The sequence below is a fragment of the Daejeonella sp. H1SJ63 genome, assembly GCF_029360775.1.
Classification (GTDB): Bacteria; Bacteroidota; Bacteroidia; order Sphingobacteriales; family Sphingobacteriaceae; genus Daejeonella.
This window is the reverse complement of sequence record NZ_JARKMZ010000028.1, coordinates 39,173-59,212: the sequence shown is the minus strand read 5'-3', so window position 1 is coordinate 59,212 and position 20,040 is coordinate 39,173. Positions and strand designations below refer to the sequence as shown.

Genomic DNA, 20,040 nt, shown 5'->3' with positions numbered 1-20,040 from the left:
GAGTTTATTGTGGAAAATTTAAGGTAAAAACTGTTTTTTGGTTTACGTGACTGCTGAAGTCTACATGCCCGCCCATTAAAGTAGCATAACGCAAAATAATATTCAGCCCAAGTCCGGTACCTGGAATAGTACCAGTATTATTGGCTCTGAAAAATGGCTCAAACAGGTGTTTATGATCTGCTTGAGGAATTCCAATACCATTATCTTTAACAGTTACAATACATTCACTATCAGTTAGTTCTGTGTTGAATTCAATAAATGTATTTTCACCTGAATATTTTATTGCATTCGAAATTAAATTAACGATACAGTTACGGAGTAAATTCTGATCCAGCAATACGGTGCTATGCAAACCGGTGTGCTGATAAATAATATTCTGATCTCTTTTCGCCATCAGCTGCATTTCTTCTGTAATTTCTTCTGAAAGCTTCACGATATCGAATTTTGTAAAATTTGTTTCGATCTTTCCAGCCTCCAGACGTTCCAGCGACAAGAAATCATCCAAAATTGTAGTCAGGTTACCTACAGAATTTTTGATTTTACTTACATGCTTTGAAACGTTAGTACCATCCCCCTGCTGCATGTACTTTTCAATGAGCGAGGCTGAAAGCTGAATAGAGCTTAGGGGAGTTCTAAACTCGTGCGAAGCCATAGATACAAAGCGGCTTTTCAGCTGATTCAGTTCCTTTTCCTTTTCAAGCGATTTACTGACCGTTTCCTTTGCTGTCTGTAATTCAACAACAGATTGCTGCAGAGAGTTGGTACGTTCCTCAACCAGTTTTTCCAGTTGGGATGCATAATGCAGGATCTGGGCCTCAGCCTCCTTCTCTTTACTCAGGTCGTGTATAAATCCGGCATAAATAGTTCTGCCTGCAGATTTTACTTCATTTACACCAAGCCGAAATGGAAACATTGTACCATCCTTACGCAGACCTTTGACATCTCTGCCCTTACCAATGATATGGGGTTCGCCGGTACGCTGATACCTGGCTATATATTCATCATGTTTATCCTTGTCAGGATGTGGCACCAATACTGAAATATTTTTACCAATCACTTCATCAATGGTGTAACCAAACAGAGCACAAGCGGCCGGATTTATCGACTCGATTAATCCCCTGTCATCAATGGTAATAATACCATCAATAGCATTTTCAATAATTGCATGCAATAATGCACCCTTTTCAGTCATATGGCAAAAATAGTCTTTTAGAAAGAAAAACAGTGTTAATTCTACGTAGTGTCAGGCTCTAAAAGCAAACATTTTGATAAAATTTATGATCACCATAAGTCATTTAGACTTTTGGAAATTACCTTAAAAACCGGAAACTACCTGTTGCAAACTGAATTTGAAAAGATTCAATTCAAAAAACCAAATACAAATAGATCCGGTAAACAAAAATCAGCTGCCTATGAACAGATAAAGTAAGGCCGCAAAGCCCGCTCCCAGCAACGGACCGATAACAGGTATCCAGGAATATGACCAGTCAGATCCTCTCTTTCCTGCAATTGGCAATATGGCATGTATGATCCTGGGACCCAGATCGCGTACCGGGTTAATAGCATATCCGGTTGTACCGCCCAGCGATAATCCAATTGCCCAAACCAGAAGCATCACAGGCATGGCGCCGATTGATCCCAGCCCCACCGGGGTTTTGGTATCTGCAATTTCAGCATTAGTAAAATGAAATATGACGAATATGAGCACAATTGAGCCAATAAACTCACTCATAAAATTCAGAAAAGGATTTCTGATGGCCGGACTGGTACAAAAACAAGCCATTTTCAGGTCAGGGTTTTCTGTAGCATCAAAGTGATCTTTATATTTCAACCAGACCAGAGCTGAGCCAAGCATTGCCCCGAGCAATTGAGCCAGAGCATACGGAGCAACCTGCGACCATTCAAACTTTCCGGCTATAGCCAACCCTACAGAAACAGCAGGATTCAAATGCGCTCCACTGTACGGACCAGCTACAACTACCCCTACAAATACTGCAAGGGCCCATGCAGTGGTAATCACGATCCAGCCTCCACCATTCCCCTTGGTTCCGTTAAGTACCACATTGGCCACTACTCCATTACCCAGAAGGATCAATAATGCTGTTCCAATAAATTCTGCTAAAAAAGGTGTCATATCTGCTTATTAAATTTCAGGATTCAGTATTGGCTTTTGCCGCTTTAACCGCACGGTTCCATCCGGATATCAATTCATCATAGTTATCAAGTTCTGCCGGTTCAAAAATCCGTTCAACCTGCCATTGCTCCGCAATATCCGAAATACTGCTCCAGAATCCGGTGGCAAGTCCGGCAAGATATGCAGCTCCCATAGCCGTCACTTCTGTAACTTTTGGCCTGATTACCCGGCATTTCATTATATCTGCCTGAAACTGCATTAAAATATTATTTGCAGTAGCCCCGCCATCAACGCGCAACTCGCTGATTGAGGTGCCGGCATCGGCCTCCATCGCCTTCAAAACATCCATAGTTTGGTAAGCAATACTTTCAAGTGCTGCACGGGCGAAATGAGCCGAATTAGTGCCTCTTGTAATCCCTGTAATCGTACCCCGGGCATGCTGATCCCAGTGCGGCGCTCCTAATCCGGCAAAAGCCGGAACCATATAAACCCCTCCGGTATCACTCACTTTGGCAGCAAGTTCCTCCACTTCTCCTGAGGTTTTGATCAGTCCAAGCTCATCTCTGAGCCATTGAACAACTGCACCGCCAATAAAAATCCCTCCTTCCAGAGCATAAGTTACTTCCCCGTTGATCTTCCATGCAACAGTAGTGAGGAGGTTATTTTTAGAAATTCTTACTTTTTTGCCAATATTCATCAGCATAAAACAACCTGTGCCATAGGTGTTCTTTACCATTCCTACCTCAGTGCACATCTGACCGAACAATGCAGCCTGCTGATCACCGGCTATACCCCCAATCGGAATTTTGGTTGCCAGAATATTTCCGGCAGTTTCACAAAATATTTCACTTGAAGACCTTACTTCCGGAAGCATCTTTTCAGGAATACTAAATATCCTGAGGAGTTCCTTATCCCATTCCAGGGTATTAATATCAAAAAGCATCGTTCTGGAAGCATTACTCATATCTGTAACATGACTTGTGCCTCCCGAAAGCTTCCATATCAGCCAGCTGTCGACAGTCCCGAAAAGCAATTTGCCCTCCGCTGCACGCTGCCTTGCACCCGGAACATGCTCAAGTATCCATCTGACTTTTGTTGCTGAAAAATAGGAGTCAATAATTAATCCTGTTTTCTGCTGAATTAATTCAGCGTATTCCTTTCTGATGGAATCACAAAAATCTGATGTACGGCGATCCTGCCAGACAATTGCATTATAGACCGGCAAGCCCGTTTCTCTGTCCCAAACTACTGTTGTTTCCCTCTGATTGGTAATTCCAATGGCATGAATATCTTTTGAGTGGATTCCGGCCCTGACAATTGCTTCAGCAGCAACAGCAACCTGAGTTGACCATATCTCAAGCGGATCATGTTCAACCCATCCCGGTTTGGGATAAATCTGCTCAAACTCCTTTTGTGCAATGGCAACAATACTTCCCTTACGGTTAAAAATAATCGCTCTGGAACTGGTCGTTCCCTGATCAAGAGATAATATGTAATCTGCCATAATTGATACTCAGGTTTAAAGGGTCTCTCTAAATATCAGAAAAATATGTAATATTGGAGGTATAGTTCCATTCATAAGATTTATGAAGACTCCGGCAAATTTCCGGGAAGAATATTTGAATTTAAATCAATAAAAAACACCGCTACAAAGCATGAATATCGGAATCATTGGCCTGGGCGACATGGGCTGTATCTATGCTAAATCTTTTGCTAAAGCGGGATATAAGGTTTACGGTTGTGACCTGCCGCATCGCAGAGAGCTGCTGGAAACAGAGCTTGCTCCATTTGGAATTGAAGTAATGGATGATGGCAGAGCTGTATCCCGCATTTCAGACATTATCTTCTATTCAGTTGAAGCTGAACGTATTGCTGAAGTTCTTAGCCTGTATGGTTCTTATACCAAGTACGGTGCGATTGTAGCCGGACAAACGTCTGTTAAGCATCCTGAAATTGAAGCCTTTGAGAAGTATCTTCCCAAAGATGCGCATATTATCACCTGTCATTCATTACATGGACCGGGATTTGACCCTCATGGTCAGAAAATGATCGTCATCCCCCATCGCACAAGTAAGGAAGCCTATCAGCGAATGACAGATGTGCTATCAGCGCTCGGTTCAATCCTAAATGAGATTCCCGACTATCATGAACATGATAAAATCGTGGCCGACACCCAGGCAGTTACTCATATGGGATTTGAAAGTATGGGTACAGCATGGAAAGAAGCAGGATTTTTCCCCTGGGAAAATGCCTCCTACCTTGGCGGGATAGACAATGTGAAAATTCTGATTACTCTAAGAATATTCAGTTATAAAGCACATATTTATGGAGGTCTGGCCATTCTGAACCCATACGCAAGACATCAGATCAAGCGTTATGCAATCTCTGAATCTGAATTATTCAAACTCATGATTCGTGAGGATGCCGATACCTTCAGAAAAAGGCTTTATAAAGCAAGGGATTTTATATTCGGACAGAATCATACGCCTGTAATGCTTAACGAAAAGATTATGCAGGAATTTTCACTTTCTGCGGGATCTGAAAGCCGCAAACCGAATTCCCATCTGAGTTTGCTGAGTATGGTAGATGCATGGTATCATCTGGGAATCAATCCTTATGATAATCTGATTTGCCAGACACCTCCGTTCAGACTAAGGCTGGGTATTGCTGAATATTTGTTTAAAAATGAAGAACTGCTCGAAGAATCTATAGAAACTGCACTGTTCGACAAAACGATCAGAGGCGATGATCTTGAATTTCACTCGGCAGTTCGGGAATGGTCGTCCATTATCGGATATGGTGATATGGAAGGCTATAAACAGCATTTTGAACAGGTTAAGAATTTCTTTGCAGGCCGGCTGGATCAGGGAAGGGAACAAAGTGCAGAATTGATCCGTAAACTTGAAATTGAATAGGAGTTTTGAGATTTTCTTTTAATAAGTGACGTCTGTCATATTTTAAGACGGTTTAATTGTCCTTATTTGTACTTGTGAGTTAATTTATTAATAACATTCATGAGTCATACATTTCATATTCCGGTTCTTGGACTGGCCTATTCGGTTGATACTCCGGTAAAAGTTGCCCGTTATGGCATCAGTTCGGTTGTTTCTATTGTCGATGATATCCTGATCGAAAAGATGAGGCAATTTTATACTGAAAAGAATAATGAGCCTTTTATTCCTATTGATGCAAAAGAAGAAGATTTCAGAAGTAAAAGAATTACTGGCTACCTGAATCTGATCAATAAAATTGTGGACAGTCAGTTCAGAAAACTGAAAGCAGAACCTTTCGGGCCGGGAACAGATATTACACGTTATTTTGAGCTTTTGCCCGAAACCTCTCCCCTTAAAATCAAATACCGGACAATGCTCCTTGAAACAGATCCTGATAAACAACACCGTTTACAGGAAGAACTCCGGGAAGAAATGGTAAAAGGAGAAATCCAGGTTAATATCATGGCAAAAGTTGACAGAATGAATCCGGACTTGAAGGGAGAACAAATTTCTGACGCTCTTGGTGCTTTGAAAGGATTTGCAGAAAGCAGTCTTAATTCAGCAGTAGTGCTTTCAGCGGGAATGAATCCCAGACTTTACAGTTATCTGGAGAATTTCCCTGATTTTCTGCCAAATCAGTTCAGCCATTTCAACAAAACTATCATACTGAAAGTCAGCGACTTCCGTTCTGCATTAATACAGGCAAAGTTCCTGGCAAAAAAAGGGCTCTGGGTATCAGAATTCCGGATTGAATCAGGATTAAATTGCGGAGGACATGCTTTTGCAACAGAAGGATATTTACTGGGTCCTATACTTGAGGAATTTAAGGAAAAGAGACAGGAAATGATCCAGGAATTATATGGCATTTATGCTAAAGCCCTGGAGGAAAAGGGCATCCGGCTCAATCTGATTCCTGAACTTAAAATAAGCGTACAGGGTGGCATTGGTACTGCCGATGAGAATAATTTTCTGATGAATCATTATAACCTGGATGCTACCGGCTGGGGAAGTCCTTTCCTGCTGGTACCGGAAGCTACGAATGTAGACGAGGAAACCCTCGAACTGATATCTACTGCAACTAAAGACGATTTTTATATCAGCGGGTCATCTCCATTGGGAATACCGTTCAATAATTTCAGGAAAAGTACAGCTGAGCGGCAACGTATTGAACGTATAGAAAAAGGAAGACCCGGAAGTCCATGCGTAAAGAAGTTCCTTTCATCGAATACCGAATTTACCGATCAGCCAATCTGTACCGCTTCCAGAGAGTACCAGAACCTCAAACTAAAACAACTGGAAGCTGAGGGTCTTTCCCCTGAAGAATATCAGACAAAATTTGAAGAGATTACCGAAAAATTATGTCTTTGTGAAGGATTAGCTGCACCTGCATTGCTGAAAAACAATATCATAAAGCCAAAAGAAAGTAAGGCCGTTGCAATATGTCCGGGGCCAAACCTTGCCTATTTCAGCGGCAAATTCTCGCTGGATGAAATGGTAAGTCATATTTACGGTAAACTGAATCTGCTTAATGATCCTAATCGACCAAATTTATTTGTAAACGAACTGAATCTTTATGTTGATTATCTGAAAAAAGATATAAGTAAACAGATTCAGGAAATGAATGATAAAAAAGTGAAATACATCAGTAAATTTAAGGAGCAACTGCAAAACGGTATTGAATACTACAAGCAGCTGGTACCAAAAATTACTGATCAAACCGAAGTTTACAGAAAAAAAATGCTGAATGAGCTTCAGGAAATTGAAGAAACACTGAACAATTTAAACCCTGTTGTAAGCCAGGAAATCTGATAAAAACAGTTTCGGATATAAGCCGGTCTTATCAAAAAAGGACCGGCTTATTTTTTGCTTCAAATATCAAGCACACGAATATAAACAACTGATATACAGAACAAAACATTAAAAAAATATTTTCAAAATGTGATTTCAATCATAGTTCAAAAGTGATTTTGTTGGTAAATTGTATAGTATTAAAACCAACAAAATTATGAGAAAGATCTTAATAGCTTCATCAATGATTTGCATGGGCTTGTTCATGAGTTGTGGCAACCAGCAAAAGCAAGCCGGCGAATCACAAACTGAAACCGAAACTGTAGGACAATCAGGTGTTCAGGATGACCAATCACAAAAAAATGTAGTGCAGGTTGCCATTGGCAGTAAAGACCATTCAACTTTAGTTACAGCAATTAAAGCAGCCGAACTTGTAGATGCACTGAGCAATGCCGGACCATTTACGGTATTTGCACCAACCAATGCTGCCTTTGACAAATTACCTGCAGGAACTGTAGATAATTTATTAAAACCTGAAAGTAAAGATGATCTTGCAAACATCCTGCAATACCATGTCTCTGTTGGAGTATTTAAGTCAGAGAGTTTTACCGATGGTCAGACAATCGGACAGGTAAACGGGAATGACATTACGGTCAATGTTAAAGACGGGAAAGTGTCAATTAACGGAGGTGCTGCAAACATTGTTGCATCGGTTCCTGCTTCAAACGGAATTATACATGTTATTGACGGCGTACTACTGCCGCCTAAATAAAAAATAATAACCTGAATTTGAAAGAGAGGGATCTTCCGGAACCGGGAGGTCCTTTTTTATTTATGTTGTTTTTTCATTTTCCCTGATTCACCATTATTCCGTGCACTGCTTTTATAATCCATCAGCTGTACTCTCATGATTTCTGAAATACTCAAAGCCCGTTCTTTAACCAGCCCGGCATTCGGACCTTCAAAAAGTTCGTCCACGGTTGATACAAAAAGTTTATTCCAGCGATCGAAATGAGGTCTTCCAAGAGGGGTAATATGATGCAGATGTTTATGCAGATTAAGAGGATTTCCTTCGTATGAACCAGTATAGAAAATCACATTTTCCCAAAAATTATACATCACAGGAAGATGTGTAACCCAGTTTACCCTTGCCACATCCTGAAAAATAAATCCAAGCAATTTATCCGCCAATACCTTTCTGTAAAAAGTATTAACCATAATTTCAATATCTGCCCGGTTTAAAATATCCTTTTTCAATTAATGATAACTTAAGGTCCTTTTTATGAGTTTCAAGGTTTCTTCCCCGCAATGATCTTGTATTAATGGGAATAATTGTCTCTCTTCTTTACGAACATGTGCCTCCAGAACTTTACCTAAACGATCAAGATGATTGGAAAGTTCATCCTGATCAGATATAGTCTGAAAATATTGATGAAGCTGCTGATGCTCATCCATAATATCCTGAATCAGGATATCCATATCAGAATTTAACCCTTTAATCAAAAGCAATATGCTTTCTTCATTTCTGAAATGCTGAATAAGTTCATTCTTATAATGATCATTGGCATAATCTGCCTTTCCCCTATCATCAGCCGGCAATCCTTTGTATTCGGGAGCACCTTTTTGAAGCAATCTTGCCAGAATGAGGGTTTCATGATGCTCTCTTGATAATGGAATAAGCGCAGGATGTCTTTTCATGTCAGAGATCTTTGGTGTTGAACTTTCGGGTTGAATACCAAACCGGAATTACAATCCAAAACAGTAAAATTAAAAACGAAAATATCAGGCCATTTGTAGCTCCGAAAAACTCTTTGAATACCGCGCCTGTATAACCCATCATTGCAGAAACATCGAGCTGAAGAAGAATCAGGATACGGCTCAGATCAATCGGATTCAAAGCACTCAATCCAATCATTGCCTTCTCCATCGGATAATCTGCAAACTGAAACAGTATGAATAATACAAGTCCGTCGAAAAGCAAAGAAAAATATAACCAAAGCATAATGGATGCCCCGATACCTTTTGCCTTATCCCTGGTTTTTACTGTAGCAAGAAATGCTATGGCAGCAAAAATTACACTTAAAATTATACCTGTCATAATCATTGTAAAGCCAATCATATTAGCCTGATAAATGAGCACAGGTATACCGGCACCGATAAAAAACGCGATGGATAGTGACGATGCCAGTCCGGCAAACAAACTCAGCCAGATTGATCTGCGCTTTAAAGGCTGACTCAGCAGTAATTCAATAAACTCTGCTGAATTATACATATAAATGGTCGAAAAAATAATGCTGACCAATGGAACCACAATCAGTATAATATTCAGCAGGCTCAGCAATCCTTTGCTGCTATTATCCTCCAGACTGAATACACTGAAAGATGCTGCAAGCAGAAATATGGTGTAAACGAGAACGATCCTGTTCCTCAGTATATCTGTGATAACGTATTTGATAATCTTATTCATAATTGCTGATCATTACCTGTGCTATTGACTTTACCAGTTTCTCTTCTCCGGTATCCAGTCTTAACTCTTCAATACTTTTATGGAATATCAGTTTCCCTTCCTGCATATAAATAATTCGGGTTACCAGATCATCCAGGTCACTCAGAATATGGGAAGTGATCAACACCAGTTTTCCTTTATCCTTTTCGGCGATAATTTTCTCTTTGAATAACTCAGATGCTACCGGATCGAGGCCGGCAGTAGGTTCATCAAGTATCAGCACTGAAGGATTAAATAAAAATGCCAGGGCAGCACTCACTTTTTGTATGGTACCACCGGAAAGAGTTCCCATACGCTTATTCATCAGATTCTGAATAGAAAATGCCTTAATCAAATCTTCATCCAGAGCATCTGAGGAATTCCTGATGTCTTTCATCATTCCCAAAACCTGGCCAATGGTCATATTATCAGGGTATCTTCCGATCTGTGGCATATAGCCTATCATTTCACGATATTGCCAGTTGTTGGCAATATCAGTACCCTGAAATTTTATGGATCCGCTATCCGGGATAACCATTCCGAGGATCGCTTTAATCAGTGTAGTTTTACCGCAACCATTTGGACCGATCAGTGCAATACATTCAGATTTATCACAGAATGTGCTGATATTATCCAGAGCCTTTAATTTGCCAAACTGCTTACTAATATTTTCTACGGTAATCATTGTATCTTTCATATTCCTGTAGTCTCTGCATTTTCTTATCAAAATGCTTTATTCATCATAGGGGCACTGTCTTTCAGATTTTCCGGGGTAAGACTGGGAAGTATTTTTTCAGTTTTATCCAACAAGGTTGTTATAAAACTCCTGAACAGAATCATGGCCGGAGGATATTTCTCTACGATCATGGAATACATACTTACAGGCCGGTATGGAATATCCCCTACCTTATCTTTATTCAGATCATATCCTTCATATTTATCCCAGTAGTTATTCTTAAAATAATTGAGAACAAGGGAACCATTGGTTCCGACATCAAAGGTGTTCCCGATAAAATTATTCATCTCCAGTACCACGTCACTGCAGCTCGCCTGAATTTTCAGAGCCCATCCGTTATTCTCAAACACATTACGCTTCATGTATATTCTGTTTGCCCCTTCCATATACACTGCACTGGTATTTTTCATAAAATAGTTTCCCTCCATAAAACCATCGGATATTTCTTTCAGCAAAATCCCATGGGCAGCATCACCCCAGTTCTCTTCAAAATAGTTACTAAACATTTTAATGCGGTTTGAGTACATCACTGAAACTCCGGAACCGTTATTTCTGAACACATTGTTCACATACATATCATCGTTTGAAAACATAAAATGGAGTCCGTAACGAAGATTTGCCTTGGAAATATTCCTCCAGATCACAGAATTCTTAACAAATTCAAAATAAATCCCGTCACGATGACCTGAAATGACATTTCCAATCACCTTCAGACTGTCGCTTTTCCAGCAATGAATTCCATTACCACTTTGCTGCTCTTCCACACTGGATGCCGTTAAGCGGTTATTTTCAACAGTAATATGGATTGTATTTGACAGGTATATTCCGAAGAAGGTGTTCTCCAGAATATTATTCCTGATATTAACTGAACGGCTGTCATAAATTTTTATACCACTAAGATCTTCAAGCGACGAAACGCCGCTGTTAATTAATTTAAACCCGTCTATTACAACTCTGTTAGCTTTGATTGTAATGATCTCATACTTCTTTTCTCCATCGAGAACAGGATGGTCTATCCCTTTCAGAACAAGCCCATGTTTATTGATGACAATGTTTTTCTCTTTATAATGCCCCGCATCAACCAGAATTGTATCGCCATCAACAGCCTTTTCAATGGCTGAACGAATGCTTTTATGAGCTCTCTTCGCCCCAACCCTGATAGTTGAAGCTGAAAGACCTGCATAGAAAAAGAAAAATATAATTAACAGGGTGTATTTCACTTCAACATTTCCTCCCAGGTAATTCCATTACCATAATACTTTGGCAATGCTTTTCCTAAACTATCTTCGTGACTAAAAGCAGCAATATTTCCATTCATCGGGCTTTTTAAGTCAGGACTTTGAAGGAAAAATGCTTTTTCTGCAGGAATCAGGTTATGCGGTTCATTAAAATCAGTAAAATAGACTCCTGCAATATTTTCTCTCTCAAGTTCATCAGCCTTCATGTAAGAAACAAGGCAGTGCTGATCGTCAAACTTAAAAATTTTACTCTTTTTGGTAACAATCTCGGCACCAAAGCGCTTATCGCTGATTGTCATTTTACAGAATTGACAATTATCCTTCCCTAAACGGATAGGTTCGGGGTCTGTATTGCATGAACTTAAGCCAATAGAGATTAAACCGGGCAGCAGCAATTTTAGTGCTGTTCGCTGCTTAAATCTTTTTTCTTTCTTCCAGTCGAGCACAACCACAGTAAGCAAAGCAATTCCAACACCAATAAATATCCATCCGCCTATATCAGGAAAAGAATAGGCTCCAAAATTCAGTAATTGTTTAAATCCAATCAATGGAGGCTGATATGCCATCCCGGGAACAATAATCGCTGCATTGGGATCAAGATTATGTCCGTAGTCATACTCCCATTTCCAGAAATCAACCATAGCCAGTACCCCGAAACTGATAAAAAGGAAAAGCAGTGTTCTCATCATCATCCTGTTTGCCAGTGCAGCCACCAGAACAAAAAGAGCCGCAAAAACTGAAATAATAATCGGAAGTGCCCTAAACTCAATAAAATCTTCTGTATGAAGTGTTTTCATCCCGATATAATGATTCAAGCCATTAATAATGTCAACATTTCCTGCAAGCTTATTGGCATAAATCAAAAGAAATAAACCTTCGGGATATTGAGGAGCTGTAAGATCAATTCGCCAGATAGGAGTAAAAAGAACAACAATCAATGCTAATCCACAAATTAAAAGGATGATTCTGGCCTGGTTGGAAACTTTATTATTACTCATAATAGACATATAAAAAAAGAGAGATATGAAATAGCCTGAGCATATTACATACCTCTCCTTTGTGAGAATTATTTCTTCACTGCACCTGCCTGAGCACCTGCAGCATCATCTTTTGGTAGGTTTGTACCGGTACTGAAACTGATCGGAACATTACTTCCGGCAGGAGATACCCTAACATATCCTGACATTTCCTGGTGCAATGCACTACAAAAGTCTGTACAATACATCGGGAACATTCCTACTCTGTCAGGAATCCACTTCAGAGTGGTAGTTTCTCCGGGCATTACCAGCAATTCTGCATTTAATGCCCCTTTGATTGCAAAACCATGTGGCACATCCCAATCCTGCTCAAGGTTTGTGGTATGGAAGTAAACCTCATCTCCTATCTTAATTCCTTCAATATTATCAGGAGTCAGGTGAGAACGCATCAGGGTCATGTAAACATGTACTTTCTTACCTTCACGAACCACTTTGGTTGCGGCCTCCCCTTTGGCTACATAAGGGTGTTTATTCTCCTCAATCTTAAAGAATTTGGTGGAATTATTTTTAATCAGATCGGCAGAAACAGCCTGTGCATAGTGAGGCTCACCAATTGTTGGGAAATCGAGCAGTAATTGCATCTTTTCTCCGCTGATATCATAAAGTTGTGCGCTTTGTGATAATTCCGGACCGGTGGGTAAATAACGGTCTTTAGTAATCTTGTTGTACGCAACCAGATATTTGGGATTTGGTTTTTTAGTATCGCCACCAGGGATCATCAGGTGACCAACAGAATAGTATGTTGCAACTCTGTCGAGAACTTTAAGATCCTTGATATTCCATTTAACCACCTCACTGGATACAAACATGGAAGTGTATGCGTTTCCTTTACCATCAAATTCTGTGTGCAATGGACCTAAACCCGGCTTTTTAACTTCTCCGTATAATGCAGCTTCATACTTAACTACCGGAATTCCATCATATTCACCGTCAAAAGCTTTGTCGGCAATGGCTTTCTGCAATTTAGTAAAGCTGAATACCGGAATTAATGCCGCCAGTTTACCACTACCTACTATATACTCGCCGGTAGGATCCACGTCGCAACCGTGCGGAGACTTAGGACATGGAATCATGTAAACCAATCCGGGATGCTCCCTGATATCCAAGACAGTGACTTCATTTTTAATTGTAGATTTTGCAGTATGAGTACTTTCATCAAAACGGTTACTGGCATATTTAGCAGCCTGTTTACGGCCTTTCCCTGCTTTAATCAATTCTTCTGCCTTTTTCCAGTTTACCGCCATGATAAAGTCTTTATCACGCTTGGAAGCATTTACTTCAAGAAGAGTATTAGCCTGCTCTGTATTATAGGTGCTAAAGAAGAACCATCCATGAGAATTACCTTTTCCTGCGCGACTCAAGTCAAAGTTAACGCCCGGCCCCTGTAACTGGAATGCAATATCCAAATTACCATTATCCTTGTTCACACTAATAAAGCTGATTGTTCCTTTAAAGTTCTGCTTGTAAGTATTGATCGGAACATCGCCGTTCTTATCATCAGGTGGAACACTAAATCTTGTTCCTGCAACGATATACTCTGAGTTCTCAGTAATGAACGGAGAAGAGTGATTACCTCCACTGTTTGGAAGTTCAAGTATCTCTGCCGTACGGAAAGTTTTAAGATCTATCCGGGCAACACGGGGAGTGTTATTTGCATTCGCAAAAGCCCAGCGTCCGTCACTTTCACCATTGGTTTGCGACATGGAAATATGGTGCAGATCATCCCATGGCACCTCACCATGTGAAGTGTTCAGCATGGGTTTTGTTTCTTCTGAATAACCCCAGCCTTTCTCGGGATCTACTGAAAATACAGGAATCACGCGAAGCAGCCTCCCGCTCGGAAGTCCGTATACTGCCATCTGACCACTAAAACCTCCTGACACAAAATTGTAGAATTCATCATATTTTCCGGGGGCAACATACACCTTTGCAGCAGCATCACCGCTTACCACGGATCCTGCATCTTTTGGCTTGCAAGCATTTACGCTCACTAATAATGCCAGAGCAGCCATTCCCTGTGCATATTTTGTATTTATCTTCATTTTTATTTAGATATGATTTATTATTGGTTACAGTTTATTGGTTTCAATAACATCAGGTTAAACCAAGCATTCATATTTCCCATTGCTTTAAAGGCATCAGATAATGTTTGCCAGGGATCAAGCCTATTTAACTCCATCATTCTTTCTCATCATCTCCAGCAGATTCCTCGCATCCTCGTCAGAAAGATTCTGATTTGGCATACGAACCAGACAAAGCTCAAGCTGTGCCTGCAGCTCCGGATCCTTATCAATCATTACATCAGTATTGGTAATGAAGTTCATGATCCACTCAGGCTTACGACGTGCAGTTACACCCTTCCATCCCGGACCAACAAGTTTTTCGTCAGTCAGTTTATGACAACTGCTGCATTTAACCTGAAATACCTGATCACCAAGATCAGCTTTTGCCGCATCCAGTGAAGCTCCAAGATCAACACTGGTAAATTTTCCTTCACCGCGATGCGGATCATAAGAAGGGTTTCCGCTCTCTGTGGTAGTTGCCGCAGTACTTTCAGAACCTGCTTCTGTTGAACTTTCAGAATTAGTATTCGATCCGCAGGATGCCACAACACCGATAAAGAGGATCACCATACTCAGAACAAGAAGTTTTTTCATAACATATTGATTTAGATAAAGATTTGATTTGCTTGTACAATTTTAGACAAGTAAAAAAAAGTATTTTATGCGTTCAATCATAAGTGATTAAAGTCATATATTTAGGTAAGCAGAGTCACCAATCAGAGAATCTCCACAATCTAAATTTGTTTAACATCTTAATCTTATAAATATGCTTAACATCAATCTGCTATTAGCCTGGGGTGCTACTTATAAGAAAGTTAGTGCCGGTGAAACCATTTTCAGAGAAGGACAATTCTGTAATTACTACTATCAGCTGGTAAGCGGAAATGTCAGATGGATTAATATTGATTCAGATGGACGTGAGTGTATCCATAGCATTATTGAACCCGGAGAATCTTTTGGAGAATTTCCACTGTTTGACGATGGGCCATACGCAGCTTCGGCTATTGCAGACAATGACTGTATGCTCATCAGGCTATATAAACCAACATTTCTTGAGCTTTTAAAAGAAAATCCGGATCTTCTTTTTGGTTTTACCCGATTGCTGACAAAGAGATTAAGATTTAAATATTCACTGATTAAATCCTTTGCATCACATTGCCCTGAAACAAGGATCATTAATCTGATCAATCACCTTAAATCAGAGAATAAAAACTTCTGCCCTGAATGCGATCAGCTCAAACTTACAAGGCAGCAAATTGCTGATATGACTGGTCTTCGGGTTGAGACTGTGATACGAACTATGCGCCAAATGCATGAGAAAGGAGACCTTGTGATAAGCCGTGGGAAAGTATATTGCAAGGATATGATTGAGGTCATAATGACTTAATTTTTCTGAAGTTATTTTTGAAAAAAAAGCATGAAAGATTTTTTAAGAAAATGGCTTAGCATCTCTTTTTTCAATTTACTTCTGGTTGCTGTTCTGGGATTTATTCTGCGCTATAAAATTGCCTTTTATCTCCCCTTTTCTGATCAGAAGTTCATCCTTCACAGTCATTCGCATTTTGCCTTTACAGGATGGCTTAGCCAAACCCTAATGGTATTGATGATCTGGCATCTGAGCAGAAAACTTGGTGATGATATAATTAACAGATACAGGTCGGTTCTTTATGCCAATTTGTTTGCAGCTTATGGCATGCTAATCAGTTTCATTCTCCAGGGATATGCTTTATTCTCCATCAGCTTTTCTACCCTGTCTATACTTGTATCTTATCAGTTCGTCAGGCTTTACTGGTCAGATCTGAACCGCATTAAAGAAAAAGAAGTGAGCCGGCTCTGGTTCAAAGCTGCTTTAATATTTAGTCTGATATCATCCGCCGGAACTTTCTGTCTGGCCTATATGATGTCGGCAAAAATCGTTGATCAGAATCTGTATCTGGCATCTGTTTATTTATTCCTGCATTTCCAGTACAATGGCTGGTTTATGTTTTCCGGATTAGGTCTGCTGAGCGGAAAACTTGAAAAGCTTACCGGGGAACGAAAAAATCAGAAGACTATTTTTATATTATTCTGTATGGCTTGTGTTCCGGGATATTTCTTATCAGTCCTATGGGCTCCCTTTATCGATAATATCTATTTAATTCTGGTAATTGCAGTTCTTGCTCAGCTTGCCGGATGGCTAATGTTATTAAAAATAATATTCAGAAATAAAGAGATTCTGTCAATTCAACTGAATAAATACGGAAAAATTCTACTGATTCTTTCAGCAATAGCTTTCAGTATTAAACTAATTCTGCAAACCGGATCATTACACCCTGCTTTAAGTCAGCTCTCTTATGGTTTCAGACCGATCATTATCGGGTACCTGCATCTTGTACTTCTGGGCGTGACGAGCATTTTCATTCTCGGATACATCATTTCATTTAAACTGATCCCTGTCAATAAACTGCTTATCCGGGGAATATTTGTATTTGTAGCCGGTGTGATTATCAATGAACTGTTCCTGATGATTCAGGGAATAGCTGCATTGAGTTATACCGGTATACCCTATATCAATGAAATGCTGCTGGCTGCTGCGATCATTCTGTTCTCTGGCACTCTTATCATGCTGATTAGTCGTCTCAGCACAACAGAATAATAATGACCACGGAAGAAAACGGATGAACGTTGATCAGGAATTTCATTATACAGAACGGTTCCGGATAGCTGTTGTTCCCTTTAATGCCAGAGGCTCAGTTTTACCCGGCAAGATAATGCCGGCTATATACGGATTGTCTAAAAGCAATCTCGCGTGAAACGTTTGTGGCGAAGATTAAAAAAACAACAGGTAATTTTCCTTCGAAAGCATAAAAACAGTGGAAACAGTCTATCTTATCTTAATTATATTTACTGGACATGCCTTTACAAGAAACTGACATAAAGCTGCTGCTTCATTGCTAACTGATAAGGTATAAATATCCTTTTTGGAGGAAGAATTTAAGAGGGTCGCTTTGCCATCCTTCCCAGACATGGCCCAATACTCCGGCTGATTTTCACGGCATAATCCGCATCCTATACATTTATTACGGTAGTAACTAATTTTATACATTTTCTTCTGAAAGAACTTTATATAATTTATCCCCCTGACACACTTTATGATCTGCAATTTTAAAGGTTAGCAAATCCCCTTTTTGAGCCTCATTTTTATCAATCCCATTTACCCGAAACTGATCCATTTGGTCTTGCAATATCCCGGTTTTAGGGCCTGTTATCATAAATTTATCTCCAACTTTAAGCACTCCGGCTTCAAGTATAAATTCAGCAACATTTATTGCCGGATAATATTTATTCGCCTTGCCGATGTATATTTTCTTTTGAGTTGCATTGTTGCCGGGATTAGTTGTCCATTCTCCGAGTTTCCTGCCCAAATAATAACCTTCCCAAAATCCCCTGTTATAAACCGACTGTAACTCTTTTTTCCAGTGCTCAACCCTTTCCTGATTATAACTTCCATTATTGATCGCTTCAATGGCTTCCCGGTAACATTTAGTTGTTGTATAGACGTAGTCGGCAGATTTTGATCTTCCTTCAATCTTCAACACGCTGACCTCCGACTTTACAATTTGATCAAGAATATCTATAGTACAAAGATCTTTAGCCGACATAATGAATTCGTTATCTACAAGAAGTTCCAGATTATTTTCAGTATCAATCACTTTATAAGGCCTCCGGCAGTTTTGGGCACATGCTCCCCTGTTTGCAGAAGCATTCCGGGTATGCAGGCTGATATAACATTTTCCCGACACTGCCATACAAAGTGCTCCATGAACAAAGACTTCAATTTCCAGCCTTTTCCCTGAGGGACCAGTAATATCCTTTCTTTCAATTTCTTTTGTGATATCTGCAATCTGCTTTAAGGTAAGCTCTCTTGACAGGACAATCAAATCGGCAAATTGTGAATGAAAAACTACCGATTCAATATTGGTAATATTAGCCTGGGTGGAGATGTGAACCGGGATATTTTCCTTCCGACAAAGTTGTATTATAGCATAATCTGAGGCAATTACTGCATCAATTCCACTTTCTCTGGCTTCTTTTATTATTTGATAAGCAAATCTTATGTCGTGATTATAAATTATCGTATTAAGCGTCAGATAACTTTTAATATTATTCTCTTTACATATCTGACTGATTTCTGCAATATGTTCTGTTTGAAAGCCATTTACCGATTTTGCTCTCATATTCAACTGTTCCACACCAAAATAAACAGCATCTGCGTTGGCTTGAATGGCAGCGTATAAGCATTCAAAAGAGCCTGCCGGTGCTAAAATTCGTGGTCTTTTCATTTAATAGAACAAAAAAAAATATGGGACAAAAAAAACGATTCCAAGGTTTAGGAACTATGATCATGGTCACATTTATCATTATTTATTAGAGCAGTATACAGGAAAAAGAGATAAAATATTGTTGTTTTCAATCGATTCTGGTAAGGGGGTCAAATATTACCCCAAATGCAGGTTTCCTTTATCCGAACCCCGATACTATCCATCAGTTTCTTCACCTCTCCGGGGTCGGAAATCTTCATGTAACGATGGAAACACTTCAGACAAACTTTTGAAAAAAAGAATGGGATTGAATATATAGTGTTAATCTGATTTTATTGTTGAAGCATTTTTTACAATTGCCTTTTGACCTCTGGCGCATATTGAGGACGTATTAACCAGCTTTTCTTCTCCTGTTTACGAAAAATGATCCACCAAAAAAAGAAAATACTGGTAATCACTACAGTGATACTCATTGTCCAGGCGGGTATCATAAGACTTAAGTCCAGCAACATACCATCATTTTTAAAGACACCGAAACCAAATAACACAGGCAATCTATACCAATAATAACAGGAAACAGCTGTGGCAGCAAAAATGCCAACTAATTTTGTTTCCTGCTTTTTATCAAAAACCTGCGATAAAAGCCAATACAATACCATAGTAGCTAAACTACCTGCAAGGGGTAATTTGTAAATCTCTGAAAGCTGTGTAAAACTGGTTAAACTGTTATGATCAGGCACATGAAACCATCCCCATACCAAACCAGGAAACCCACCAATAATCAGGAATCCTCCTATTTTATGATATATAGTTTTTTTGGCCGAGCTTGGATGGATACCCGGTGTTGAATCCGGACAGGGAACAACACAGTTCATACATTGATGACAATGGGCATTAGGAACAGATAACAGTACCTTCGTTCCATACAATTTCTCTACCGGATGGATAGGGCATAATCCTGAGCACCAAGCACTCTTCCATTCAAAAATTGTTCCTGTAATCACTGCAAATGTACTTACAGAAATAAGCAGGATGGCTGTTGAAAGACCACTTGTATTAAATAAAGCATGACGCAACGGAACAATTAAATATAAAGCCAGTATGCCAATCAAATTCAATTTTCCCTGGGCGCTTATTGATAGCTTCCGCCTTTTCCGGTTTATAATACGTTTTGGAAATAAACTAATAGTGGCCAGGGGGCAAATGTTTCGCCAAATTCCGGTTGCCACCACTAAAAGTGCAGGTGTAATCGGGATCAGTATATT

At 39.6% G+C, this 20,040-nt stretch carries 18 protein-coding genes; 5 read left to right on the top strand and 13 right to left on the bottom strand.

All coding sequences use genetic code 11. The features are described 5' to 3' along the window. Positions 1 to 4: 4 nt before the first annotated feature. From P2W72_RS08140 to glpK, 3 genes are all read right to left on the bottom strand, one after another. On the bottom strand, positions 5 to 1,192 hold the full coding sequence (locus P2W72_RS08140) for a PAS domain-containing sensor histidine kinase (RefSeq protein WP_276360697.1): 1,188 nt from the start codon (positions 1,190 to 1,192) through the stop codon (positions 5 to 7). A gap of 210 nt (positions 1,193 to 1,402) precedes the next feature. Beyond that, positions 1,403 to 2,134 carry an MIP/aquaporin family protein gene (locus P2W72_RS08135; RefSeq protein WP_276360693.1) on the bottom strand — a complete coding sequence of 244 codons (732 nt, stop codon included), beginning with the start codon at positions 2,132 to 2,134 and terminating at the stop codon, positions 1,403 to 1,405. Between the two features lie 16 nt (positions 2,135 to 2,150). Then, on the bottom strand, positions 2,151 to 3,638 hold the full coding sequence (gene glpK / locus P2W72_RS08130; RefSeq protein ID WP_276360691.1) for a glycerol kinase GlpK: 1,488 nt from the start codon (positions 3,636 to 3,638) through the stop codon (positions 2,151 to 2,153). 151 nt (positions 3,639 to 3,789) lie between these two features. Here glpK and P2W72_RS08125 point away from each other — a divergent pair, with 151 nt between their 5' ends. From P2W72_RS08125 to P2W72_RS08115, 3 genes are all read left to right on the top strand, one after another. After that, positions 3,790 to 5,049 (top strand): prephenate dehydrogenase, encoded by a 1,260-nt coding sequence (locus P2W72_RS08125; protein WP_276360688.1) that lies wholly within the window; start codon positions 3,790 to 3,792, stop codon positions 5,047 to 5,049. A 99-nt stretch (positions 5,050 to 5,148) separates the two neighbouring features. Then, entirely contained in the window at positions 5,149 to 6,936 is a 1,788-nt protein-coding gene (locus tag P2W72_RS08120) for a hypothetical protein (protein WP_276360686.1), read from the top strand. 196 nt (positions 6,937 to 7,132) lie between these two features. Then, the gene (locus P2W72_RS08115) at positions 7,133 to 7,687 is read left to right on the top strand and encodes a fasciclin domain-containing protein (protein ID WP_276360683.1); all 555 of its coding nucleotides are present in this window, start codon (positions 7,133 to 7,135) and stop codon (positions 7,685 to 7,687) included. 56 nt (positions 7,688 to 7,743) lie between these two features. On the opposite strand, the gene P2W72_RS08110 is transcribed toward P2W72_RS08115, so the two are convergent. The 8 genes from P2W72_RS08110 to P2W72_RS08075 all read right to left on the bottom strand — a co-directional run bounded on the left by P2W72_RS08110 (position 7,744) and on the right by P2W72_RS08075 (position 15,068). After that, on the bottom strand, positions 7,744 to 8,172 hold the full coding sequence (locus P2W72_RS08110) for a group III truncated hemoglobin (protein WP_276360681.1): 429 nt from the start codon (positions 8,170 to 8,172) through the stop codon (positions 7,744 to 7,746). Next, positions 8,173 to 8,613 carry a hemerythrin domain-containing protein gene (locus P2W72_RS08105; protein ID WP_276360678.1) on the bottom strand — a complete coding sequence of 147 codons (441 nt, stop codon included), beginning with the start codon at positions 8,611 to 8,613 and terminating at the stop codon, positions 8,173 to 8,175. It lies immediately after the preceding gene. 1 nt (position 8,614) lies between these two features. Then, positions 8,615 to 9,382: an ABC transporter permease subunit gene (locus P2W72_RS08100; RefSeq protein ID WP_276360676.1), complete on the bottom strand. Its 768-nt coding sequence runs from the start codon at positions 9,380 to 9,382 to the stop codon at positions 8,615 to 8,617. Next, positions 9,375 to 10,085, bottom strand: a complete 711-nt coding sequence (locus P2W72_RS08095) for an ABC transporter ATP-binding protein (RefSeq protein WP_276360673.1) — start codon at positions 10,083 to 10,085, stop codon at positions 9,375 to 9,377. The genes P2W72_RS08100 and P2W72_RS08095 overlap by 8 nt, the downstream gene beginning before the upstream one ends. A 38-nt stretch (positions 10,086 to 10,123) precedes the next feature. Next, complete coding sequence (locus tag P2W72_RS08090) at positions 10,124 to 11,356, bottom strand: nitrous oxide reductase family maturation protein NosD (protein WP_276360672.1); 1,233 nt, start codon at positions 11,354 to 11,356, stop codon at positions 10,124 to 10,126. Next, positions 11,353 to 12,372, bottom strand: coding sequence for a nitrous oxide reductase accessory protein NosL (locus P2W72_RS08085; protein WP_276360669.1), 1,020 nt, complete (start codon positions 12,370 to 12,372; stop codon positions 11,353 to 11,355). Before P2W72_RS08085 ends, P2W72_RS08090 begins: the two co-directional genes overlap by 4 nt. Before the next feature lie 68 nt (positions 12,373 to 12,440). Next, on the bottom strand, positions 12,441 to 14,453 hold the full coding sequence (gene nosZ, locus P2W72_RS08080) for a Sec-dependent nitrous-oxide reductase (protein ID WP_276360667.1): 2,013 nt from the start codon (positions 14,451 to 14,453) through the stop codon (positions 12,441 to 12,443). Positions 14,454 to 14,576: 123 nt separating this feature from the next. Then, positions 14,577 to 15,068, bottom strand: a complete 492-nt coding sequence (locus tag P2W72_RS08075) for a c-type cytochrome (RefSeq protein WP_276360665.1) — start codon at positions 15,066 to 15,068, stop codon at positions 14,577 to 14,579. A gap of 172 nt (positions 15,069 to 15,240) precedes the next feature. Between P2W72_RS08075 and P2W72_RS08070 the strand changes: the two genes are divergently transcribed. Together P2W72_RS08070 and P2W72_RS08065 are read left to right on the top strand one after the other, a co-directional pair. Further along, positions 15,241 to 15,861 (top strand): Crp/Fnr family transcriptional regulator, encoded by a 621-nt coding sequence (locus tag P2W72_RS08070; RefSeq protein WP_276360663.1) that lies wholly within the window; start codon positions 15,241 to 15,243, stop codon positions 15,859 to 15,861. A gap of 30 nt (positions 15,862 to 15,891) precedes the next feature. Continuing rightward, positions 15,892 to 17,109, top strand: a complete 1,218-nt coding sequence (locus tag P2W72_RS08065) for a hypothetical protein (RefSeq protein WP_276360661.1) — start codon at positions 15,892 to 15,894, stop codon at positions 17,107 to 17,109. A gap of 442 nt (positions 17,110 to 17,551) precedes the next feature. On the opposite strand, the gene P2W72_RS08060 is transcribed toward P2W72_RS08065, so the two are convergent. Both P2W72_RS08060 and P2W72_RS08055 read right to left on the bottom strand, forming a co-directional pair. Next, on the bottom strand, positions 17,552 to 18,796 hold the full coding sequence (locus tag P2W72_RS08060; protein WP_276360659.1) for a peptidase U32 family protein: 1,245 nt from the start codon (positions 18,794 to 18,796) through the stop codon (positions 17,552 to 17,554). Between the two features lie 329 nt (positions 18,797 to 19,125). Continuing rightward, on the bottom strand, positions 19,126 to 20,004 hold the full coding sequence (locus tag P2W72_RS08055) for a hypothetical protein (protein ID WP_276360657.1): 879 nt from the start codon (positions 20,002 to 20,004) through the stop codon (positions 19,126 to 19,128). Between the last annotated feature and the right edge of the window lie 36 nt (positions 20,005 to 20,040).